This is a genomic window from Haloferax gibbonsii, from assembly GCF_001190965.1.
In the GTDB taxonomy this organism is placed as follows: Archaea; Halobacteriota; Halobacteria; order Halobacteriales; family Haloferacaceae; genus Haloferax; species Haloferax gibbonsii.
In genome coordinates this window covers 351,813-367,561 of sequence record NZ_CP011948.1, presented here as the reverse complement: position 1 = coordinate 367,561, position 15,749 = coordinate 351,813, and the positions used below count along the sequence as shown (strand labels likewise).

The following is a 15,749-nucleotide window of genomic DNA, read 5'->3' as shown; positions in this document are numbered from 1 at the left end:
CGTCACCACCGCACGTTACCGGCCTCACGGAGATTCTACGCGAGATGCGGATTATTCAAATAACCACGAAAATCTAAGCGACCCGCACGACTCGGGTTCGGCGCATATGTGGATAACTGGAACTACGCGGGTAGCCTCGATAACGACGATTCTTCGACTAACTGGAGTTCTCAGTACTGCGGTGACGGTGCTCTTCTGACCGCGCCTCTCCGTCGGATGCGAGTGAGACTGTCCGTCTTCGACCGCTCCGGGGCTCGAACCGGACACGGTGAATAATCCACCTAACCTAAATTTCTCGAAGTATGATGCCGTTCTGGGCCGTCGTTCTCGACGGCCATCTTCGCAGTACCGGCATTGTTAGAATACTGTGGGTATCCTGACGAATTTCCACTATCAGAAGAATTCGGATAATCTGAATTATCTGGACTATCTGGTCTATCTGAACTATCTGGATAGTTCAATTAATATCTAATACGCCGAGTCAGTTCTCCGGCGCGGGGAGTCTGACTTCGACCGTCGACCCGCCCTCGGCGCGGTCAGAGATGGACACCTCGCCGTCGAACTGCGTGACGAACCAGTGGACGGTCCACAGCCCCATTCCGCTTCCGTGCGTCAGGGGCGTCTCTTTCCCGCGTTTCAGAATCTCCCGCTCGGTCTGCGGGATACCGGGACCGTTGTCCTCGACCGCGATTGCGACCCGCTCTCCCGAGAGGCGTCGCGACCAGACCGCGACGACGGGGCGGTCCCTGTCGTTGTGGACGATAGCGTTCTGTACGAGTTCGTCGAGCGCGAGGTACAGCGAGTGCGTGCTCGCGAGCACGGTCTGTTCGCTCGGTCCGATTCGAACCTCCGCCTCGGGGTGCTTCCGTTCGTACGTCCGTTTGAGGTCGGCGAAGACGTCGCCGACGCCGACCGGGTGTCTGTCCGTGCTCCCCTCCACGGCGTTCTCGAACTGCCGGGCTTTCTCGCCGGTCGACACGAGGCTGTCGGCGTTCTCGATGATTCGGTCCGTCTTCGAGACCATCGCCTCCGTCGAGAATCGACTCGCCGCGGCGACCAGCGTGTCGAGCGTCCGCAGTTCCGAATCGATGCCCCTGCTCGTCTCGCTGAGTTTCGCCAGCGTCTCGTGCAACCGCTCGTAGTCGTCTTCGTCTATCGACGGGCTGTCGAGCGCCTCGAGGTCCCGTTTCAGCTCGCTCGCGTACCCGCTGACGACGTTGAGGTTGTTCCGAAGGTTGTGGCGAAGCACTCGGTTCAACACCATGAGCCGCTCTTCGCGCTCTTTCCTGTCCGAGATGTCGCGCACCGCGCCGCGGACGTTGGCGCCGCTGTCCGTCGGCTCACCGCGAACTTGCACCCATCGCGTTCGCCCGGTGGCCGTTACCACCCGCATTTCGACGTCGAAGGGCTCGCCGTCGACCCGCGCGTTCTCGATGGCCTCGTCGATGACAGCGCGGTCGTCCTCGTGAAAGAAGTCTCCGAGTCCGTCGAGCGTCACCTCCGCGTCGGGCGGGATGTCGACCAGCCGCTTGGTCCCGTCGGTCAGTCGCAGCTCGCCGGTCTCGTAGTCGACCTCCCATCCGCCGATGTCGGCCAGTTGTTCGGTGCGTTCGAGGCGGTCGCGGTTCCGCTCTAACTCCTGTCGGTACTCGTAGGTCTCGGTGACGTCTCGGACGATTTTCGTGAAGCCTCTGAGCTCCCCGTCGTCGTCGCTCAGCGCGCGGACGATTACGTGCGCGAGGATGCGCGACCCGTCCTTCCGGACCCGCCACCCCTGCTCCTCGTAGCTTCCCTCGGACTCGGCGATTGAGAGCACCGTCTCGGGGGACGCGCCGTCCCCGTCAGTGGGATAAAAGACAGACAGGTGACGACCGATAATCTCGTCTCGCTCGTAGCCCTTTATCCGTCTCGCACCCTCGTTCCACGTCGCCACGAACCCGTCCGCATCGAGGAGAAATATCGCGTATTCGGTCACCTCCTGAAAGAACTCTCGAAGAATGAGGTCGGACTCGATGTGTTCGAACAATTCGCTCCGCTCGCTTGACATTACTGGTTGAGTACCATCCACATGCTCATAAACTGCTCGGCGATTCGGGCGGCGAACGGACTAGAGCGCGTCGCTGCTTGGGCGGTGAATCATCTATCAACGAACCGACCGACGAGCGTCGTCTCGGCGACGAACGCCAGATAGCCAGCGAGAGCGAGCGTCACAAGTCCAACCGCGAGCGACAGCGAGAGCGCCGACACCAGTAGCAAGACGAGGTACTCGCGCGTTCGGTCGCTCGCGCGGTCGCTTTCAGTTCGGGCGTAGCCGGCGGCGGCACCGACGCACGCGGCCGCGACGATTCCGGCTCCGCCATTGAGACTGTAGTTCGTCTGCGTCGCCAGAAGATACCACGAGTAGACGACGAAGCCGAACACCCCGGCCAGCACGCCGGTACAGCCGCCCGCGGCCCCGCCGACGAGTCTGTTTCGTCGCTTTCGGTACCACCCAGCGTCGGCGCGGTAGGCGAGGAGCGAGGCGCCCGCGAAGACCGAAAGCGCCGTGAGTGTCGGGAGGACGAAGTACGGGACCGTAGACAGGCGCTCGTCGAGGACCAACTGAAACACAGCGGTCGGGACGATAGCCAGCGCCCAGCCGACGAACAGCGCCCCGACGAAAACGACCCGCTTGCGGTGTGCCGACGCCGACGCGGTCGCGCGTCCGCTCGTCACCCAGCGATAGCCGCCGACGAGGAGGCCGAGCGTGTCGAGGACGAACGCTTGGACGAGTCCTCTCTGGAGGGGCGCAGAGCCACGCCCGCCTTCGGGTTGCGGAGCTATAGTAGCGTTTGCAACTGGTTACACATCCAATCGCACGACAGCGTGCGATTGAGTGTGGATTGACTTGCAAACGCTACTATAGTGGAGGGCGACATGGCCCGGCCATCTCAGCCGCGAAGGGAGTAGCTATGGGTCCGGTCGGGTTTCGACCGCCCCCGTCGTCCAGAAGTATTTAGCCGTCGGCCCCCCGACACGCAGTCGAACTCCCTGTCAGAGTGCTCCCAGTATGACTCGCCCTCCACTCCGACCCAACCGACGTACACTCGCCGTGTTCGTGCTCGTCGCCGTCGCGCTCCCCGCGGTCCTCTGGACGACGGGCGGCGCGATAGGCGACGCGAGCCCCTCGGTCGACGCGAACGTAACCGAGCGCTACCGCGCAGTCGACGCGCTCGCCGGAACGCAGACGGTCGAGATTCGAACCGATGGAACGGTCACGTCTCGAACCGTCGCCGACGTGACGCTCGTCCCGGAGACGGAGCGGAAGCGCGTTCACTTTCGGAACGCGGCGAACCGACAGTACGACCGGCAGGTCTCGAACGGCTCGACGCTCTGGCTTCACGACACTGACCGGGACACCGTGACCGCCATCGAGCTGACGGGCCCGCCGACCGAGTCGCGGACGGCCGAGCGACTCCAACTCCTCGTCGCGGCCGCGGGGCTGACCGACGACGCCGGTCGCCCGCAGTCTATCGGCGTGTCGCCGCTGCCCGTCGTGCCGCGACATGCCGGTGCCGCCCCGCGGGCCGACGCGAATCACAGCTACGTCGTCGAATTCGTCGAGACCGACACCGTCGACGGGCGCGAAGCGTACGTCATCGATATCGCGCCCGACACGAATCGAAGCGAGGCGGGCTACCACCAGCGGCTGTGGCTCGACGCCGAGCGGTTCTACCCGCTTCGCAAACAGACGGCGTGGACGGCAGACGGGTCCCGACGCTCTGTGACGACCACGTACACGAACGTCACGTTCGATGCGGCCGTGTCGGCGGACGCGTTCCGGCCGGAAATCGGTGCGAACACGACCGTCGAGCGACCGAACACGCCGAACACGGAGTGGTTCCGGAGCAGGGCCGACCTGGAAGCGCGGAGTTCGGTTTCGGTCCCCGAGCCGACGGTCCCGCCCGCGTTCGAACTGGTCTACGCCACGCGGACCACCGGCCGCATCGACGGGGTCGGACTCCGTTACGCCGCCGGCGGCCGCGAACTCACAGTCGCGAAGTTCAACTACACGCTGGATATCGACGCCGACGAGCGCGACGCGACGGTGGGCGGCCGGCCGGCGACTATCGACTACGGACCGACCACCTCGGTGTCGTGGAACTGCGACGGCTACGGCTACACCGTTCGCGGGACCGGCGTCGAGACGGACCGCCTCGTCGAAGTCGGTCGCTCGGTCGGCTGTCCCGCCTGAAACCGCGCGAGTTTCTGGGTCAGAAACTGGCCCCCTTTTTATATTATCTCCCGGCGCATCGGTTGAACTGCGATGGGCCCCGCCGAACCAACACCGTACTGCCCTCCCGAGCAGTACCGTTCTGTGCCCTCTGACAGCACCCCGGCACCCATCGCGGTCATCGCTGACGCGACAGCCCCTCCACAGCATCGCCGTACTGCCCCGCAGTATCCCCGCGCTAACCCGCAGCCCCACCGTGCTATCCCGACAGCCCCATCGTACACCCGTCCCGAATCGGTCGCCGCGACCAACAGGGGTGGAAACCCGTGGGCCTATTAGTCCGACGAGCAGTCATTCGACCACCGTGAGTGAGGAACCGGCGCTGGGTGATATTCTCGACCTCCTCAGCGACGAGTACGCCCGGGACATCCTCGCAGCGACGAGTATCAAACCAATGTCCGCACAAGAGCTTGCCGACGAGTGTGAGATGTCCAAACCGACGGTCTACCGTCGGGTGGAACGATTACAAGCGTACGGACTCCTCGACGAGCAGACCGAGATTCGAACCAGTAACAACCACTACAGCGTCTACGCCGCCACGCTCTCCGAGTTCTCCGTCGAATTAGACGACGGCTCGTTCGAGGCGTCGCTGACGCGCACCGGCGACGAGTCGTTCCCCGGCGAGGGGGAGGCCGACACCGCAGACCGGTTCAAACGGATGTGGGAGGACCTCTGAGATGACGTCGCTATCCGCGGTCCTCGACTGGCTCATCGTCTCGCTCGCTCTCGGGTCGACGCTCGTCGGGAGCTACGTCGGCTATCAGGCCTATCGCGGCTACCGCCGCCACGACAGCCGGACGATGCGGTCGCTCTCCGCGGGTCTGTTCCTGCTCACGGCCGTCGCGTTCGGCGTCGCCTTCGTCGGGTCGGTGCTCCTGCGCGAGGGCTACATCGGCCTCCAGTACCAACAGCCGCTCACGCTCGTCACGCGGCTGTTTCAGTTCTGTGGCGTCGTGCTCATCGCCTACTCGTTACATTCGCGAGGGTAGTCCGTCCCCGGGTCGTCTCGGGTGGCCTCGTCGGGGCTCTACTCGTTCACTCACGCGCCTGTTTTTCCTCACTTTTCGTTCGCTCACAAACCGCTCTGGTCGTCCCGCCTCACGAGTGCGCGAGCTTCCAGAACCCCTTGGGGACGATGGCGAAAACCGGGAACAGGAACAGCGCGAGCAGCCAACTCGTGGAGGGCCCGAGCGGAGTGAAAACCACGGTGACGACGCCGACCGCGGTGAGGACGACCGAAACGATGGCGGCCCCGACGAACCGGCGGTCGAGCGGCGGGAGGTCGGTTGAGCCGACCGGGAGGTCGAACGAGTCGACGAACGCCTCGGCGTCCGCGACAGGCCCGAGCGTTCGCTCTGTCTCGTCGTCGCCCCAGCCGACCGTCGCCGCGATGGTCCGCGTTCCGAGGTAGCGGTCGGTGGGCCGAGTCGCCACGACTTCGGCGTCGCGCAGGTCGCCGACCGCCGCCGCCCACTGCGACTCGTTCGTCAGGCGGTCGTGAACGACGAGGCGGTCGCCGAAACGCCGGTAGGTCAGCCACCCGCTCGCGAGCACGCTCTCGACGATATCGCCGGCGAGCATGAACGCGAGGAGGCAGAGCCCGAAGAGACCGAACCCGACCCAGACCGCGAGCGAGGGGGTCCCCTCGACGACGAACGCGGTCCCGCCGATCCAGACCATCGCGGCCATGGTGACGTAGAACGGTCCCGTCGTGGTGGCCGCGCGCCAGACCGCGGCCGCGACCACCGCGCGACGGTCCGCGTCGATTGCGACCGAGGGTCGGCCGTCGGGAACGTCGATTTCGCCGCGGGTCGCGTCGCTGTCGGGGCCGGAGAGCCAACTCGTAAGCCGGCCGCCGCCGCCCTGCTCTGCGCGGAAGCCGGACCACTCGAAGAGCAGTTTCACGAACACGAACCCCGCGAGCGCGACCGTCGCGCCGCCGAGGATGACGACGAACAGGAAACACGCGAGAAACATCGCTTGCCGGGCGGGAATCTCGACGAGGGCGTACGGCGAGCGCTCGGCGTATCGGTCGCGCCGGAGGAACTCGGCGGCGGTCTCGCCGACCTGCCCGACGACGAGCGCGGCGACGCTGACGACCGCCTCCGGCCGGGCGAGCACGTCGAGAACCGAGACGACCTCCGAGAGCGGCGCGAGGAGGAAGACGCCGACCCACGCGCCGCCGCCGACGACGGCGGTCGCAAACGGGACGTTTCGCGGGTACACCGGTGGGAGTCGGTCGTGAACGGTGACGCTTCCGCGCTTGTCGACGAGGTCGTTGTCGGACAGGCTGAAGACGCCGTCCTCGCGGGACGAGGTCGGCGGCCGGCCGGCGAACAGCGCCTTCACGCCCGAAAGCGGGAACAAAAACAGCAGTTCGAGGACGTAGACCGCGAGGAGCGTCCCCGGGTTCCAGCCGAACCACAGCACGCCGGCGAGCGGGAGGAGGTTCGCCGAGAGCACCGGGAGGAACCCGATGCCGGCGGGGAGAGACGAAGTCGGGACGTCGCCGTACCGTGGAGGGGCCATCGGAGTGGTCGTTTCGCTCATCCGGTCATATATCTGATGAAGCCTGCTCTCGAAGCGTCTCGGCGGCACGCGACTACTCGGGGAGCGACTCGTAGTCGGCGACCGCGAGCGCCTGTCCGAAGAACATCAGTCCGATTCCGGTGATGCCGGCGGGGACCGAGAGAGAGAGCAGCAGCGAGAAACTGAGCGCGCCGATGCCGCCCCCGAGCGCACCCCGCTTTCGGTCGCTCCAGCGGTTGTCTCCGAAGCGGAAGAGTCGCACCCACCCGTCGCGGTGGCGGAGGACGAGCGCGGTCGTCGCCGCGTACAGCGGAGCGATTGCCACGGGAAGCAATCCCGGCGCGTCGGCGGCCGAGACGGCCACACCGGCGACGACGAGACCGACGACGAGGGAGGCGAGGTATCGAATGGTGGGACGTATACGTTCTATATAATTTGTTGACATCATCAACCTTGTTTACCGGTCGCGGGAAGTCGGCTCCAACCGCCCGACGTGAGCCAGACCACCTAACTATCTCGAGTCGGAACGCCTCGCCGTCTGCAATGCAGTTCACCCCCAGGGAGAAGCGGCGGGCGAAGGTGGCGGTCTTGATGGCGGTCAACGCCGTCCCGCTCGTCGGCGTGCTCGCGCTCGACTGGTCGCTCGTGGCGCTGTTGGCGGTCTACTGGGTCGAACTCGGCGCGTGTCTCGTCGGTGCCGCGGTGAAGGCGCTGTTCGCGGAGGGCAAACCGACCTACGACGCGAACGGCTTTTCGTGGCTCGTGTTCGGTGCCCTGTCGGAAAAGCGCGGGCGCGTCGGACTGCCCGTCCTGCCGCTGTCGATTCAGGTCGCGAACCTCCCGGCCATCCTGATGGCCCTCGCCATCGGAAGCGTGGGTTGGGCCCTCTTCGGTGCAATCGGGGTCGGCGGCGTCGGCGAGACAACGGGCGCGACGCTCACCAACGCCGAGTCGGTCTCCGTCGGGTTGGGCGTGCTCGCCGTCGTCGTCGGCCGGGCCGTGGACGTGGGCCGCTACCTCCTCGGCGGGACCCACGCGTCGGTCCCGCCACAGCAACCGCTTCAGTCGGCGCTCGTGTCGATGGCGGGAACCGGCTCGGCGCTCCTCATCGGCGGGGGATTCGTCATCGCGGGTGCCCCGCCGCCGTTCGTGCTGGCGTTCGTCCTCGCGGTGAAACTGCTCGCCGATATCGTCGACGTCTACCGCGACCGACTGGAAGCGTACGACGAGCGCACGTCGGTCGAACTCGGACTCGCTCCCGACGTCCCCGAGTGGGAGCGAATCGAGAGCTCGCGGGACGGCTCAGACATCGTCCGACCGAAGCCGTCGGCGGTCGTCGTTGGTGGGGTCGTCCGCGGGCTTCGCTCCCCGCTTTCGGTCCTGCTGGTGGCCGGATTGACGCTGGTCGGCCTGCTCAGCACCGCGACGACAGACGGCGTCGCGGTCGAACTGTTCGGGGGAGCCATGGTAGTCGCCGGGGTGTTCACCGCGCTGGGCGTCTTCGACCGGTCGTTCCGGTATCTGGCGATGGAGTACCGCATCGCCAGCGAAGAAACCGGGGATGGGAAACTCGTCGGCTACGACCGACTGCTCGGGCCGCAATGGCGACTCTCCCGCGAGTCGCGCGCCGAGATGGAGCGCGCTCGGACCGTCACCGACCGACTGTTCGGAACCGAGACGCTCCGGGTGGAATGCGATGGCAGGGTATACCGACTACCCCACCTCCCGCTGGACGCCGCGGGAATTAGCGGGCAGCGGCCGAGTATCGCCCGGGGGTTCCGCTTGGTGTCGGAGCCCTCGAAACCGCACGCGGGGAACGAGGGACGGGGGTGAAATAGATTAGTCAACCAGAAAATAATTAATAGTAGACATTTTTTAGTCACACGAATGCGGAACGTAGCCCTCCACCAGAACTCCAAATGGCACCGTACGAAACAGGGTGCCGCGTTAGTCGCATCGACCGCTGAGTCCCCGGACTATCTCCCACCGAGAGGGATTGCATGAGACGAACGCGAGTCGTTTCGCTCGCGCTGCTGCTCGCCGTCGTCGTGAACGCCGGCGTCGCCTCCGTCGGCCTCACCTCGGCCGAGCAGGCGAAGGCGTCGATATCCGGCGCTTACGTCTCGACGGAGAACCCTTCGCCGGGACAGCAGTTCACCGTGACGACGAACGTCACGAACGTCGCGACGAGCTCCGATAGCATCACGCTGACCGACATGTACGTGCGCTCCGTCAGCGGCACGGAGGAACACGCTCGGGTCGAGGATGTTGGGTCGATATCACCCGGGAACACGCTCTCCGTGCCCCTCTCGCTGTCGCTTTCGGACGTCGGTACCCACAATCTCCGGGTTCACGCCGTCGTCAGGTCCGACAGCGGTGACACCCAGCATCTGAAGTACCCGCTTTTGGTCACCGTCACGAAGCGGAGTTCGGTCATGGTCTCGGTGCAGGCGTCCGAGCCGACGGCCAACACCGACACGCCGGTCAACGTGACGGTTGCCAACGGCGATTCCAACGCGATTTCGACCGTTCGGCTGCAGCTCTCCGGCAACGGGTCCGTCGTGGACCCCGAGCGCGTGACCGGTTCTATCGACCCCGGCGTCGACCGGACGTTCCGATACAACGTGACGTTCGAAGAGGCCGGACCGAAGACGCTCAACGCGACGGCGACCTACATTACGAACGACGGGTCTCCGAAGACGGTCTCCGACGAGACCGTGTTCAGCGTGGTCAACGAGTCCGACGAGGACCAACTCGAAGGGAGAATCCAACTCGTCGGCGTCGAGACGTCGGGTGACGGCATCGTCACGATTCAGGGCGACGCCGCCAACGTCGGCGGGACGAACGTCAAGTCCGTCCTGTTACGCGTCGAGGACACGGCCTCGGTGAGCCCGATGGGCGCGTCCGGCGAGTACTTCGTCGGCGCGGTCAACGACAGTAAGTTCGATACGTTCGAACTGATAACGCGAACGAAGAGCGACGCGACGGAGGTCCCGATTCGCGTTCGGTATCTCGTCGACGGCGAGCGCCGGACCGACACCGTGACGGTCAACCTCAGCTCGACGAGCGCCGGCGCGCAGGCCGCAGCCGGGCCGGCCCCGAACATGGGCGGCCCGAATCAAGGCGGTCCCGCGCCCTCTGAGGGACGGCCACAGCCCCGGTCGGGTGGTGCGCTCGGCGGTCTCGGCGGGCTCGTCCTGCCTCTCGTCGCCGTTGTCGCGCTCGGCGGCGGCGCGTACGTCCTCTGGAAGCGACGATGAGCGTCATCGAACTCGCCGACGTCGTGAAACGATACAATAACGGGGACGAGGAGATAGCGGCGCTGAAAGGCGTCGACCTCGCGGTCGACCGCGGTGAGATGGTCGCGATTATCGGCCCCTCCGGGTCCGGGAAGAGCACGCTGTTGAACGTCATCGGCCTGCTCGACACGCCGACCGAGGGCACAGTCACCCTCGACGGTCAAGACGTGACGGACCTCGGGACCGACGGACTCACCGACCGCCGCCGGGAGAGCATCGGCTTCGTGTTTCAGGCGTACCACCTGCTCCCGATTTTCACCGCGGTCGAGAACGTTACTGTCCCCTCGATGTGGGACTCGACGGTCGACCGGACGGACCGAGCGAGAGAACTGCTCGACCGCGTCGGGCTCGGTGAGCGCCTCTCGCACAAGCCGAATCAGCTCTCGGGCGGCCAACAGCAGCGCGTCGCCATCGCTCGCGCCCTCGTGAACGAACCGCACATCATCCTCGCGGACGAGCCGACGGGGAACCTCGACCAGGACACCGGCGCGACCATCCTCGACGAACTGACCCGAATGAAAAACGAGGAGAACGTCGCCATCGCGGCGGTCACGCACGACGAACAGTTGACGAACTACGCCGACCGGACGGTCGAGCTGGTCGACGGAGTCAGGCGGTGAGCTGAATGGACCCCAGACAGAGATTCCCGAGCGTCGTCATGGCCTGGCGGAACCTGTGGCGCAACAGGCTTCGGACCGTCTTAGCGGCGCTCGGAATCGTCATCGGTGTGGTCGCCATCGCCGGACTCGGTATCACCGGCTCAGCGCTCAGATACGGGACGGCCCAGCAGTTCAGCGACATCACGAATCAGGCGACGGTCATGCCGGGAGAGGACGCCGACCAGCGACACCTGACGGAAGCGCAGGTCAGCGCCATCAGGGAGGTCGCCTCGAACGCGACGGTGATTCCCATCAAGGAAGGGAGCCTCCAAGCCTCGTCGCACACCGCCGAGACCTACACGAGAGTCGAGCAGGTGACCCATCCCAGCGACCTGTATAGCGCTCACCGAGGGACGATTCCGCAGCCGTTCCGCACGGGCGTTCTGTTGAACAACGAGACGGCGGCGCAGCTGAACGTCACGGTCGGCGACCTCGTCATCGTCGGAGACCAGTCGCACAAGGTCCGCGCGATTCTCGCGGAGGGCGGCATCGGCTTCCGCTCCAGCGGCGTCGTGGTCTCGCCGCCGGCGCTCGACAAACAGGGCTACTCCTCGGTGACGATTATCGCCGAGGACGGCGACGCGGCCCAGCACCTCGCCAACGCGACGGAGGCTCGGTTCAACACCGGCGAGGAAGTCGTCCGAACGTCGTCGTTCGGCGGCCTCAATCAGCGCGTCGGCTCGCTGTTCAGCACCCTGAACCTCGTGCTTCTCGGCATCGGCTCGATATCGCTCGTCGTCGCCGGCGTGAGCATCCTGAACATCATGCTGATGAGCACTATCGAACGCCGGAGCGAAATCGGCGTGCTCCGCGCGGTCGGCGTCCGCCGACAGGACGTGCTCCGGATGATTCTCACGGAGGCGACGCTGTTGGGACTCATCGGCGGCGCGGTCGGTGCCGCGCTGTCGGCGCTCGTCGGCGCGGTCCTGTACAACGCGCTCTACAGCTCGCCGATGCTCGTGTTCCGGTGGGCGAGCGCGAGATACCTGCTCATCGGCTTCGGGTTCGGCGCGTTCGCGAGCGTTCTCAGCGGCATCTATCCGGCGTGGAAAGCCGCCAACAAGCGCCCGGTGGAAGCGATTCGAAGCTAGCGGGTCGGTGCCGCGGTCGGACCGGGGTGACCGCGCCCTCGGCGTTTCGCCGTCCGCAACCGCGTCTCTTGCTCCCGCGAATCACCACCTAACGAACGGGAGGTCGGGCGCGTCGAGCGCGACGAACTCCGAGACGAACTCGTTCGCCGGCGACTCGTATATCTCTCGGGGCGTGCCGACCTGCTCGACGCGGCCCTCGTTCAGCACGGCGACGCGGTCGCACATCACCATCGCCTCCTCCTGGTCGTGGGTGACGTAGAGGCCGGTGACGTCCAACTCCGCCAGTAGCGCGCCGATTTCCGTCCGCAGGCGCGCCTTCAGTTGGGCGTCGAGCCCCGTCATCGGCTCGTCCAACAGGAGGACGTTCGGCTCGATGGCGAGCGCGCGCGCCAGCCCGACGCGCTGTTGTTGGCCGCCCGAGAGGGTCGTCGGGTCGCGGTCGCCCATCTCGCCGATATCGAGCATTTCGAGCAACTCTCGGGCCCGCGTCCGTCGCTCGCGCTTTCCGACGCCCCGCATCTTCAGCCCGAACGCGACGTTCTCGGCGACGGTCATGTTGTCGAACAGGGCGTACTCCTGGAAGACCAACCCGACGTTGCGGTTCTCCGGGGGAACGTTCGTCACGTCCTCGTCGTCGAACCTGACCGTCCCGTCGGTCGGCGTCTCGAAGCCGGCGACGGTCCGGAGCGTCGTCGTCTTCCCGCACCCCGAGGGGCCGAGCACGCCCAGAATCTCGCCGTCCGAGACGGTGAGCGAAACGCCGTCCAGCGCCGTCGTGTCGTCGTAGTCTTTCCGAACCGCGTCTAGTGTCACGTCTGCCATTAGCTACCTCTGGTGTCGAATCCGCGGCGACCGACCCGCTGTAGGAGGAGGGTGACCGCGACGATGATGAAAAAGAACATCGACACGGCGGCCGCCGCCTTGGTGAACGAGCTGTTCGAGATGTGTCGCTGCAAGAAGAGCGCCAACGGCTGGGTGCCTTTCGCCCAGACGATGTACGAGAAGTTGAACTCCGCGGCCGCGAGCGCCCAACAGATGATGGCCCCCGAGACGATGCCCGAGCGGGCGTTCGGCACGATGACCGTCAGGAACGTCCGCGGCCACGACGCGCCCAGCGAGCGAGCCGATTCCTCCAGTTGCCGCAGCGGCATCGACTCGAACTCGCTTTGGACTGCCATCACCATGAACGGCGCTTTCAACAGCGAGTAGCCGACGATGAGCCCGAAGCTCGTCGCCGAGAGGTCCGGGTACGCTCGAAGGAACGCGACGCCCAAGATGACGCCCGGAACGAGCGGGAGCACGGAGACGGCGTTGACCCACTCTTTGCCCGGGAACTCGTAGCGGGAGACCGCGTACGCGATGGGAACGCCGACGACGAGGTTGATGAGGACGCCGCCGAGCGCCAGCCCGATGCTGAACGCCAACTCCGCCGGGACCAACACCGAAAGCGTCTCGCCACCGAGCGGGAGGCTGAACAGGGGGCTCCATCCCATGCTGCGCTGTGAGCCGATCGTGTCCGCGAGCCCCAGCACCGCCCGCCAGTTCTCGAAGGTGACGAACCCCGATGGGAGGACGCCGGTCCAACTCGTAGCGAACGAGGCGACGACCGTGAGGACGATGGGTGCGATGAGGAACGCGACCGTCGCGAACAAGGTCAGCGTCACGACAGACCGCCCGAATCGACGCGAGAGGGACGGCGTCATATGCCGACCTCCGCGCTGGTGTACCGAAGTCCGAGAACGGTGAACAGGAAGGTGAACGCGAAGTAGACGGTCGCCATCGCGCCGGCGACCTGCACGTCGTAGCCGACGCCGAGTTCCCGCGAGAGCTGGAGCGTCCAGACGACGAGCGTCTGGATGACGACGAGCGTCCCGAAAATCGCCAGTCCCGTCCGGAACGTGAGAATCAGCGCGCCGGTGATGCCCGGTCGAATCTGCGGGAGCGTGACGTGCCGGAACGTCTCGAACGGCGTCGCGCCGAGCGCCTGTGCGGCCTCCTCGGCGGCCGAGTCGACCTCGGCGTACGTCCCGCGGAGGATGAGCGTCGCGCGCGGCACCATCGAGTACACGAAGGCGACGAACAGCCCCGGGACGCTGACCGCAAAGGCGAGGTCGGTGGGGCGGCTCCCGGTGAGGGCGGCCGCGACCGCGGTGACGACGCCGTTGTTCCCGAACAGCACCAGAATCATGAACGCGGCGACGATGCCGGGGAGGCTGATGGGGAACGAGACGAGCGTGACGAGGAGGTCCTCGCTGGGGAGGTCGTACTTCTCGAGGGCGTGCGCGATGGGGACGGCGAGCCCGACCGAGACGAGCGTCGTCCCGGTGGTCAGCCACAGGGAGTCGAACGCTACCCGGCGGTAGTAGGGGTCCCCGAACAGCGTCGCGTAGGCGTCGAGCGAGAACCCGACCGACTCGTACTGGGCCGTCGAGACGCTGATGCGAACGACCTCGGAGAGGGGATACAGGCCCACGACGAGCAACAGCACCGAAAACGGCGCGCACAGCGCGACGATGCGGCGGTACTCGCGCTCTCGCTCGGTGACGGGGTTCGCGACGGTCTCGAACGCGCCGACCACCCGCGCCGTGAGCGCCCGGAGCGTCGAGAGCGGACTGTTCTCGGCGTGTCGGTCGGACATCCTCAGATGTTCGCGCCGCGCGTTATCTCTCGGATGATGTCCTCCTGCCGGTCGACCAACTGACCGTAGTCGACTTGGAACTCCGTCCGGTCGTACTCGGCAGGGTCGATGAACTCGTCGGGAAGCTCCAGCTCCGAGGAGCGAATCGGCCTGACGTAGGCGTCGAGGAACTGCTGTTGGCCCTCCAGCGAGAGGACGTAGTCCATGAACAGCTTGCCCGCCGCCGGATTCGGCGCGCCCTGCAAGAGCGCGTAGCCGTACGGCATGTTGAGCGCTCCCTTATTGCCGTTTTCGCCGCCCAAGAGCGCGACGCCGACGTTCTCCTCTGCGACCTCGTCGTTGTTGTACTTGAGGTCGAGGCCGGAGTAGTCGTACCGGACGAACGTCGCGTACTCCCCGCGGGAGAACTGCGCGAGGAAGTTGTCGGTGAACTCCGCGCCGCCCTCCTGAATCCGCTCGTAGTAGTCGATGACGGGCTGAAGGTCGTCCATGCTGCCGCCGCGGGCGTTGTTGATGGAGAGCGCCGCCGCGAGCCCGACCGCCGCCTGCGGGGTCTGGAGCGCCAGGTCCTGCATGATTTCGGGCTGGAGCAGGTCCTCCCACGTGGTCGGCTCGTCGAGGCCGCGTTCCTCGTAGATGTCCTTCCGGTAGGTCACGGCCGTCGTCACCCGGCGGGTCGCCGTGACGTGCCCGTCGTCGGTCTTGAGCGTGTCCGGCACTTTGTCCCATCCCTGCGGCTTGTACGCCTGCGTGAAGCCCTCGTTCCGGGCGACGATGCCGTAGGTGTAGCCGCCGTTGTACCCGGAGTGAGTCATGTTGTTCGAGTGCGAGCGCATGTGCTGGAGCGCCTCGCCCGACGAGCGGTCGTCGTCGTGGACCGCCACGCCGTAGGAATCCTCGAACGACTGCATCAGCGACGGCCAGTTCATCCACCCGGACTGCACGCAGTAGAAGTACAGCGTATCGGGGAACGCGGTGGCCTCGATGTTCGTCTGGAAGTCCTGATACCCGACCTCGTACGTCTCCGCGTCGCCGCCGCCGGAGCCAGTCGAAGCGGCGTCACGTTCGGAATTACTCGTCGTCAGACAGCCGGCGAGACCCGCCAACGCCGCGGCAGAACCCCCGATGAAATTTCTCCTGGTTGATACCATCACTCGGGCAACACGACCGGCCGCTAAAGGAAATTGCTATGAGTCTAACGTAGCCGTTTCGACGGCTGAGACTCCAACATAGCGCTACAAAGGGAACAATAGGATACGG

Annotated in this window: 15 protein-coding genes; 7 read left to right on the top strand and 8 right to left on the bottom strand. The window is 65.8% G+C overall.

Annotation, left to right across the window (positions count from 1 at the left end):
- Window positions 1–481: 481 nt before the first annotated feature.
- On the bottom strand, window positions 482–2,047 hold the full coding sequence (locus ABY42_RS16530; protein WP_004971817.1) for a PAS domain S-box protein: 1,566 nt from the start codon (window positions 2,045–2,047) through the stop codon (window positions 482–484).
- An 89-nt stretch (window positions 2,048–2,136) separates the two neighbouring features.
- Window positions 2,137–2,715: a hypothetical protein gene (locus ABY42_RS16525; protein ID WP_050460169.1), complete on the bottom strand. Its 579-nt coding sequence runs from the start codon at window positions 2,713–2,715 to the stop codon at window positions 2,137–2,139.
- 334 nt (window positions 2,716–3,049) lie between these two features.
- On the opposite strand from ABY42_RS16525, the gene ABY42_RS16520 reads away from it, so the two are divergent.
- The 3 genes from ABY42_RS16520 (at window position 3,050) to ABY42_RS16510 (ending at window position 5,262) form a co-directional block, all read left to right on the top strand.
- On the top strand, window positions 3,050–4,234 hold the full coding sequence (locus ABY42_RS16520) for a LolA family protein (protein ID WP_050460168.1): 1,185 nt from the start codon (window positions 3,050–3,052) through the stop codon (window positions 4,232–4,234).
- A 343-nt stretch (window positions 4,235–4,577) separates the two neighbouring features.
- Window positions 4,578–4,949, top strand: a complete 372-nt coding sequence (locus ABY42_RS16515) for an ArsR/SmtB family transcription factor (protein WP_004971823.1) — start codon at window positions 4,578–4,580, stop codon at window positions 4,947–4,949.
- 1 nt (window position 4,950) lies between these two features.
- A complete protein-coding gene (locus ABY42_RS16510) occupies window positions 4,951–5,262 on the top strand; it encodes a DUF7521 family protein (protein ID WP_050460167.1) in 312 nt (103 codons plus the stop codon).
- Window positions 5,263–5,371: 109 nt separating this feature from the next.
- Here ABY42_RS16510 and ABY42_RS16505 read toward each other — a convergent pair whose 3' ends face one another.
- The gene (locus ABY42_RS16505) at window positions 5,372–6,802 is read right to left on the bottom strand and encodes a DUF6498-containing protein (RefSeq protein ID WP_050460166.1); all 1,431 of its coding nucleotides are present in this window, start codon (window positions 6,800–6,802) and stop codon (window positions 5,372–5,374) included.
- Between the two features lie 73 nt (window positions 6,803–6,875).
- Window positions 6,876–7,166 carry a hypothetical protein gene (locus ABY42_RS16500; RefSeq protein ID WP_231608343.1) on the bottom strand — a complete coding sequence of 97 codons (291 nt, stop codon included), beginning with the start codon at window positions 7,164–7,166 and terminating at the stop codon, window positions 6,876–6,878.
- Window positions 7,167–7,393: 227 nt separating this feature from the next.
- Between ABY42_RS16500 and ABY42_RS16495 the strand changes: the two genes are divergently transcribed.
- The 4 genes from ABY42_RS16495 to ABY42_RS16480 all read left to right on the top strand — a co-directional run bounded on the left by ABY42_RS16495 (window position 7,394) and on the right by ABY42_RS16480 (window position 11,851).
- A complete protein-coding gene (locus tag ABY42_RS16495; RefSeq protein ID WP_050460165.1) occupies window positions 7,394–8,635 on the top strand; it encodes a DUF6498-containing protein in 1,242 nt (413 codons plus the stop codon).
- A 167-nt stretch (window positions 8,636–8,802) separates the two neighbouring features.
- Complete coding sequence (locus ABY42_RS16490; RefSeq protein WP_050460164.1) at window positions 8,803–10,062, top strand: COG1361 family protein; 1,260 nt, start codon at window positions 8,803–8,805, stop codon at window positions 10,060–10,062.
- Complete coding sequence (locus ABY42_RS16485; RefSeq protein ID WP_050460163.1) at window positions 10,059–10,721, top strand: ABC transporter ATP-binding protein; 663 nt, start codon at window positions 10,059–10,061, stop codon at window positions 10,719–10,721. The genes ABY42_RS16490 and ABY42_RS16485 overlap by 4 nt, the downstream gene beginning before the upstream one ends.
- A gap of 5 nt (window positions 10,722–10,726) precedes the next feature.
- On the top strand, window positions 10,727–11,851 hold the full coding sequence (locus ABY42_RS16480) for an ABC transporter permease (protein WP_050460162.1): 1,125 nt from the start codon (window positions 10,727–10,729) through the stop codon (window positions 11,849–11,851).
- Between the two features lie 81 nt (window positions 11,852–11,932).
- Here the strand turns inward: ABY42_RS16480 and ABY42_RS16475 are convergent, their stop codons facing one another.
- From ABY42_RS16475 to ABY42_RS16460, 4 genes are read right to left on the bottom strand one after another with little or no spacing between them, the layout of a single operon-like run.
- Window positions 11,933–12,673 (bottom strand): ABC transporter ATP-binding protein, encoded by a 741-nt coding sequence (locus ABY42_RS16475; RefSeq protein ID WP_004971833.1) that lies wholly within the window; start codon window positions 12,671–12,673, stop codon window positions 11,933–11,935.
- Window positions 12,673–13,554 carry an ABC transporter permease gene (locus ABY42_RS16470; protein WP_050460161.1) on the bottom strand — a complete coding sequence of 294 codons (882 nt, stop codon included), beginning with the start codon at window positions 13,552–13,554 and terminating at the stop codon, window positions 12,673–12,675. Before ABY42_RS16470 ends, ABY42_RS16475 begins: the two co-directional genes overlap by 1 nt.
- Entirely contained in the window at window positions 13,551–14,489 is a 939-nt protein-coding gene (locus ABY42_RS16465; RefSeq protein WP_050460160.1) for an ABC transporter permease, read from the bottom strand. Before ABY42_RS16465 ends, ABY42_RS16470 begins: the two co-directional genes overlap by 4 nt.
- A 2-nt stretch (window positions 14,490–14,491) precedes the next feature.
- Window positions 14,492–15,595: an extracellular solute-binding protein gene (locus ABY42_RS16460; RefSeq protein ID WP_082220708.1), complete on the bottom strand. Its 1,104-nt coding sequence runs from the start codon at window positions 15,593–15,595 to the stop codon at window positions 14,492–14,494.
- Between the last annotated feature and the right edge of the window lie 154 nt (window positions 15,596–15,749).

Bases quoted from the DNA above. Each gene is read 5' to 3' on its own strand.
- ABY42_RS16530 (WP_004971817.1), bottom strand. From the start codon at position 2,047: ATGTCAAGCGAGCGGAGCGAATTGTTCGAACACATCGAGTCCGACCTC.
- ABY42_RS16520 (WP_050460168.1), top strand. From the start codon at position 3,050: ATGACTCGCCCTCCACTCCGACCCAACCGACGTACACTCGCCGTGTTC.
- ABY42_RS16510 (WP_050460167.1), top strand. From the start codon at position 4,951: ATGACGTCGCTATCCGCGGTCCTCGACTGGCTCATCGTCTCGCTCGCT.
- ABY42_RS16505 (WP_050460166.1), bottom strand. From the start codon at position 6,802: ATGGCCCCTCCACGGTACGGCGACGTCCCGACTTCGTCTCTCCCCGCC.
- ABY42_RS16495 (WP_050460165.1), top strand. From the start codon at position 7,394: ATGGCGGTCAACGCCGTCCCGCTCGTCGGCGTGCTCGCGCTCGACTGG.
- ABY42_RS16490 (WP_050460164.1), top strand. From the start codon at position 8,803: ATGAGACGAACGCGAGTCGTTTCGCTCGCGCTGCTGCTCGCCGTCGTC.
- ABY42_RS16485 (WP_050460163.1), top strand. From the start codon at position 10,059: ATGAGCGTCATCGAACTCGCCGACGTCGTGAAACGATACAATAACGGG.
- ABY42_RS16480 (WP_050460162.1), top strand. From the start codon at position 10,727: ATGGACCCCAGACAGAGATTCCCGAGCGTCGTCATGGCCTGGCGGAAC.
- ABY42_RS16475 (WP_004971833.1), bottom strand. From the start codon at position 12,673: ATGGCAGACGTGACACTAGACGCGGTTCGGAAAGACTACGACGACACG.
- ABY42_RS16470 (WP_050460161.1), bottom strand. From the start codon at position 13,554: ATGACGCCGTCCCTCTCGCGTCGATTCGGGCGGTCTGTCGTGACGCTG.
- ABY42_RS16465 (WP_050460160.1), bottom strand. From the start codon at position 14,489: ATGTCCGACCGACACGCCGAGAACAGTCCGCTCTCGACGCTCCGGGCG.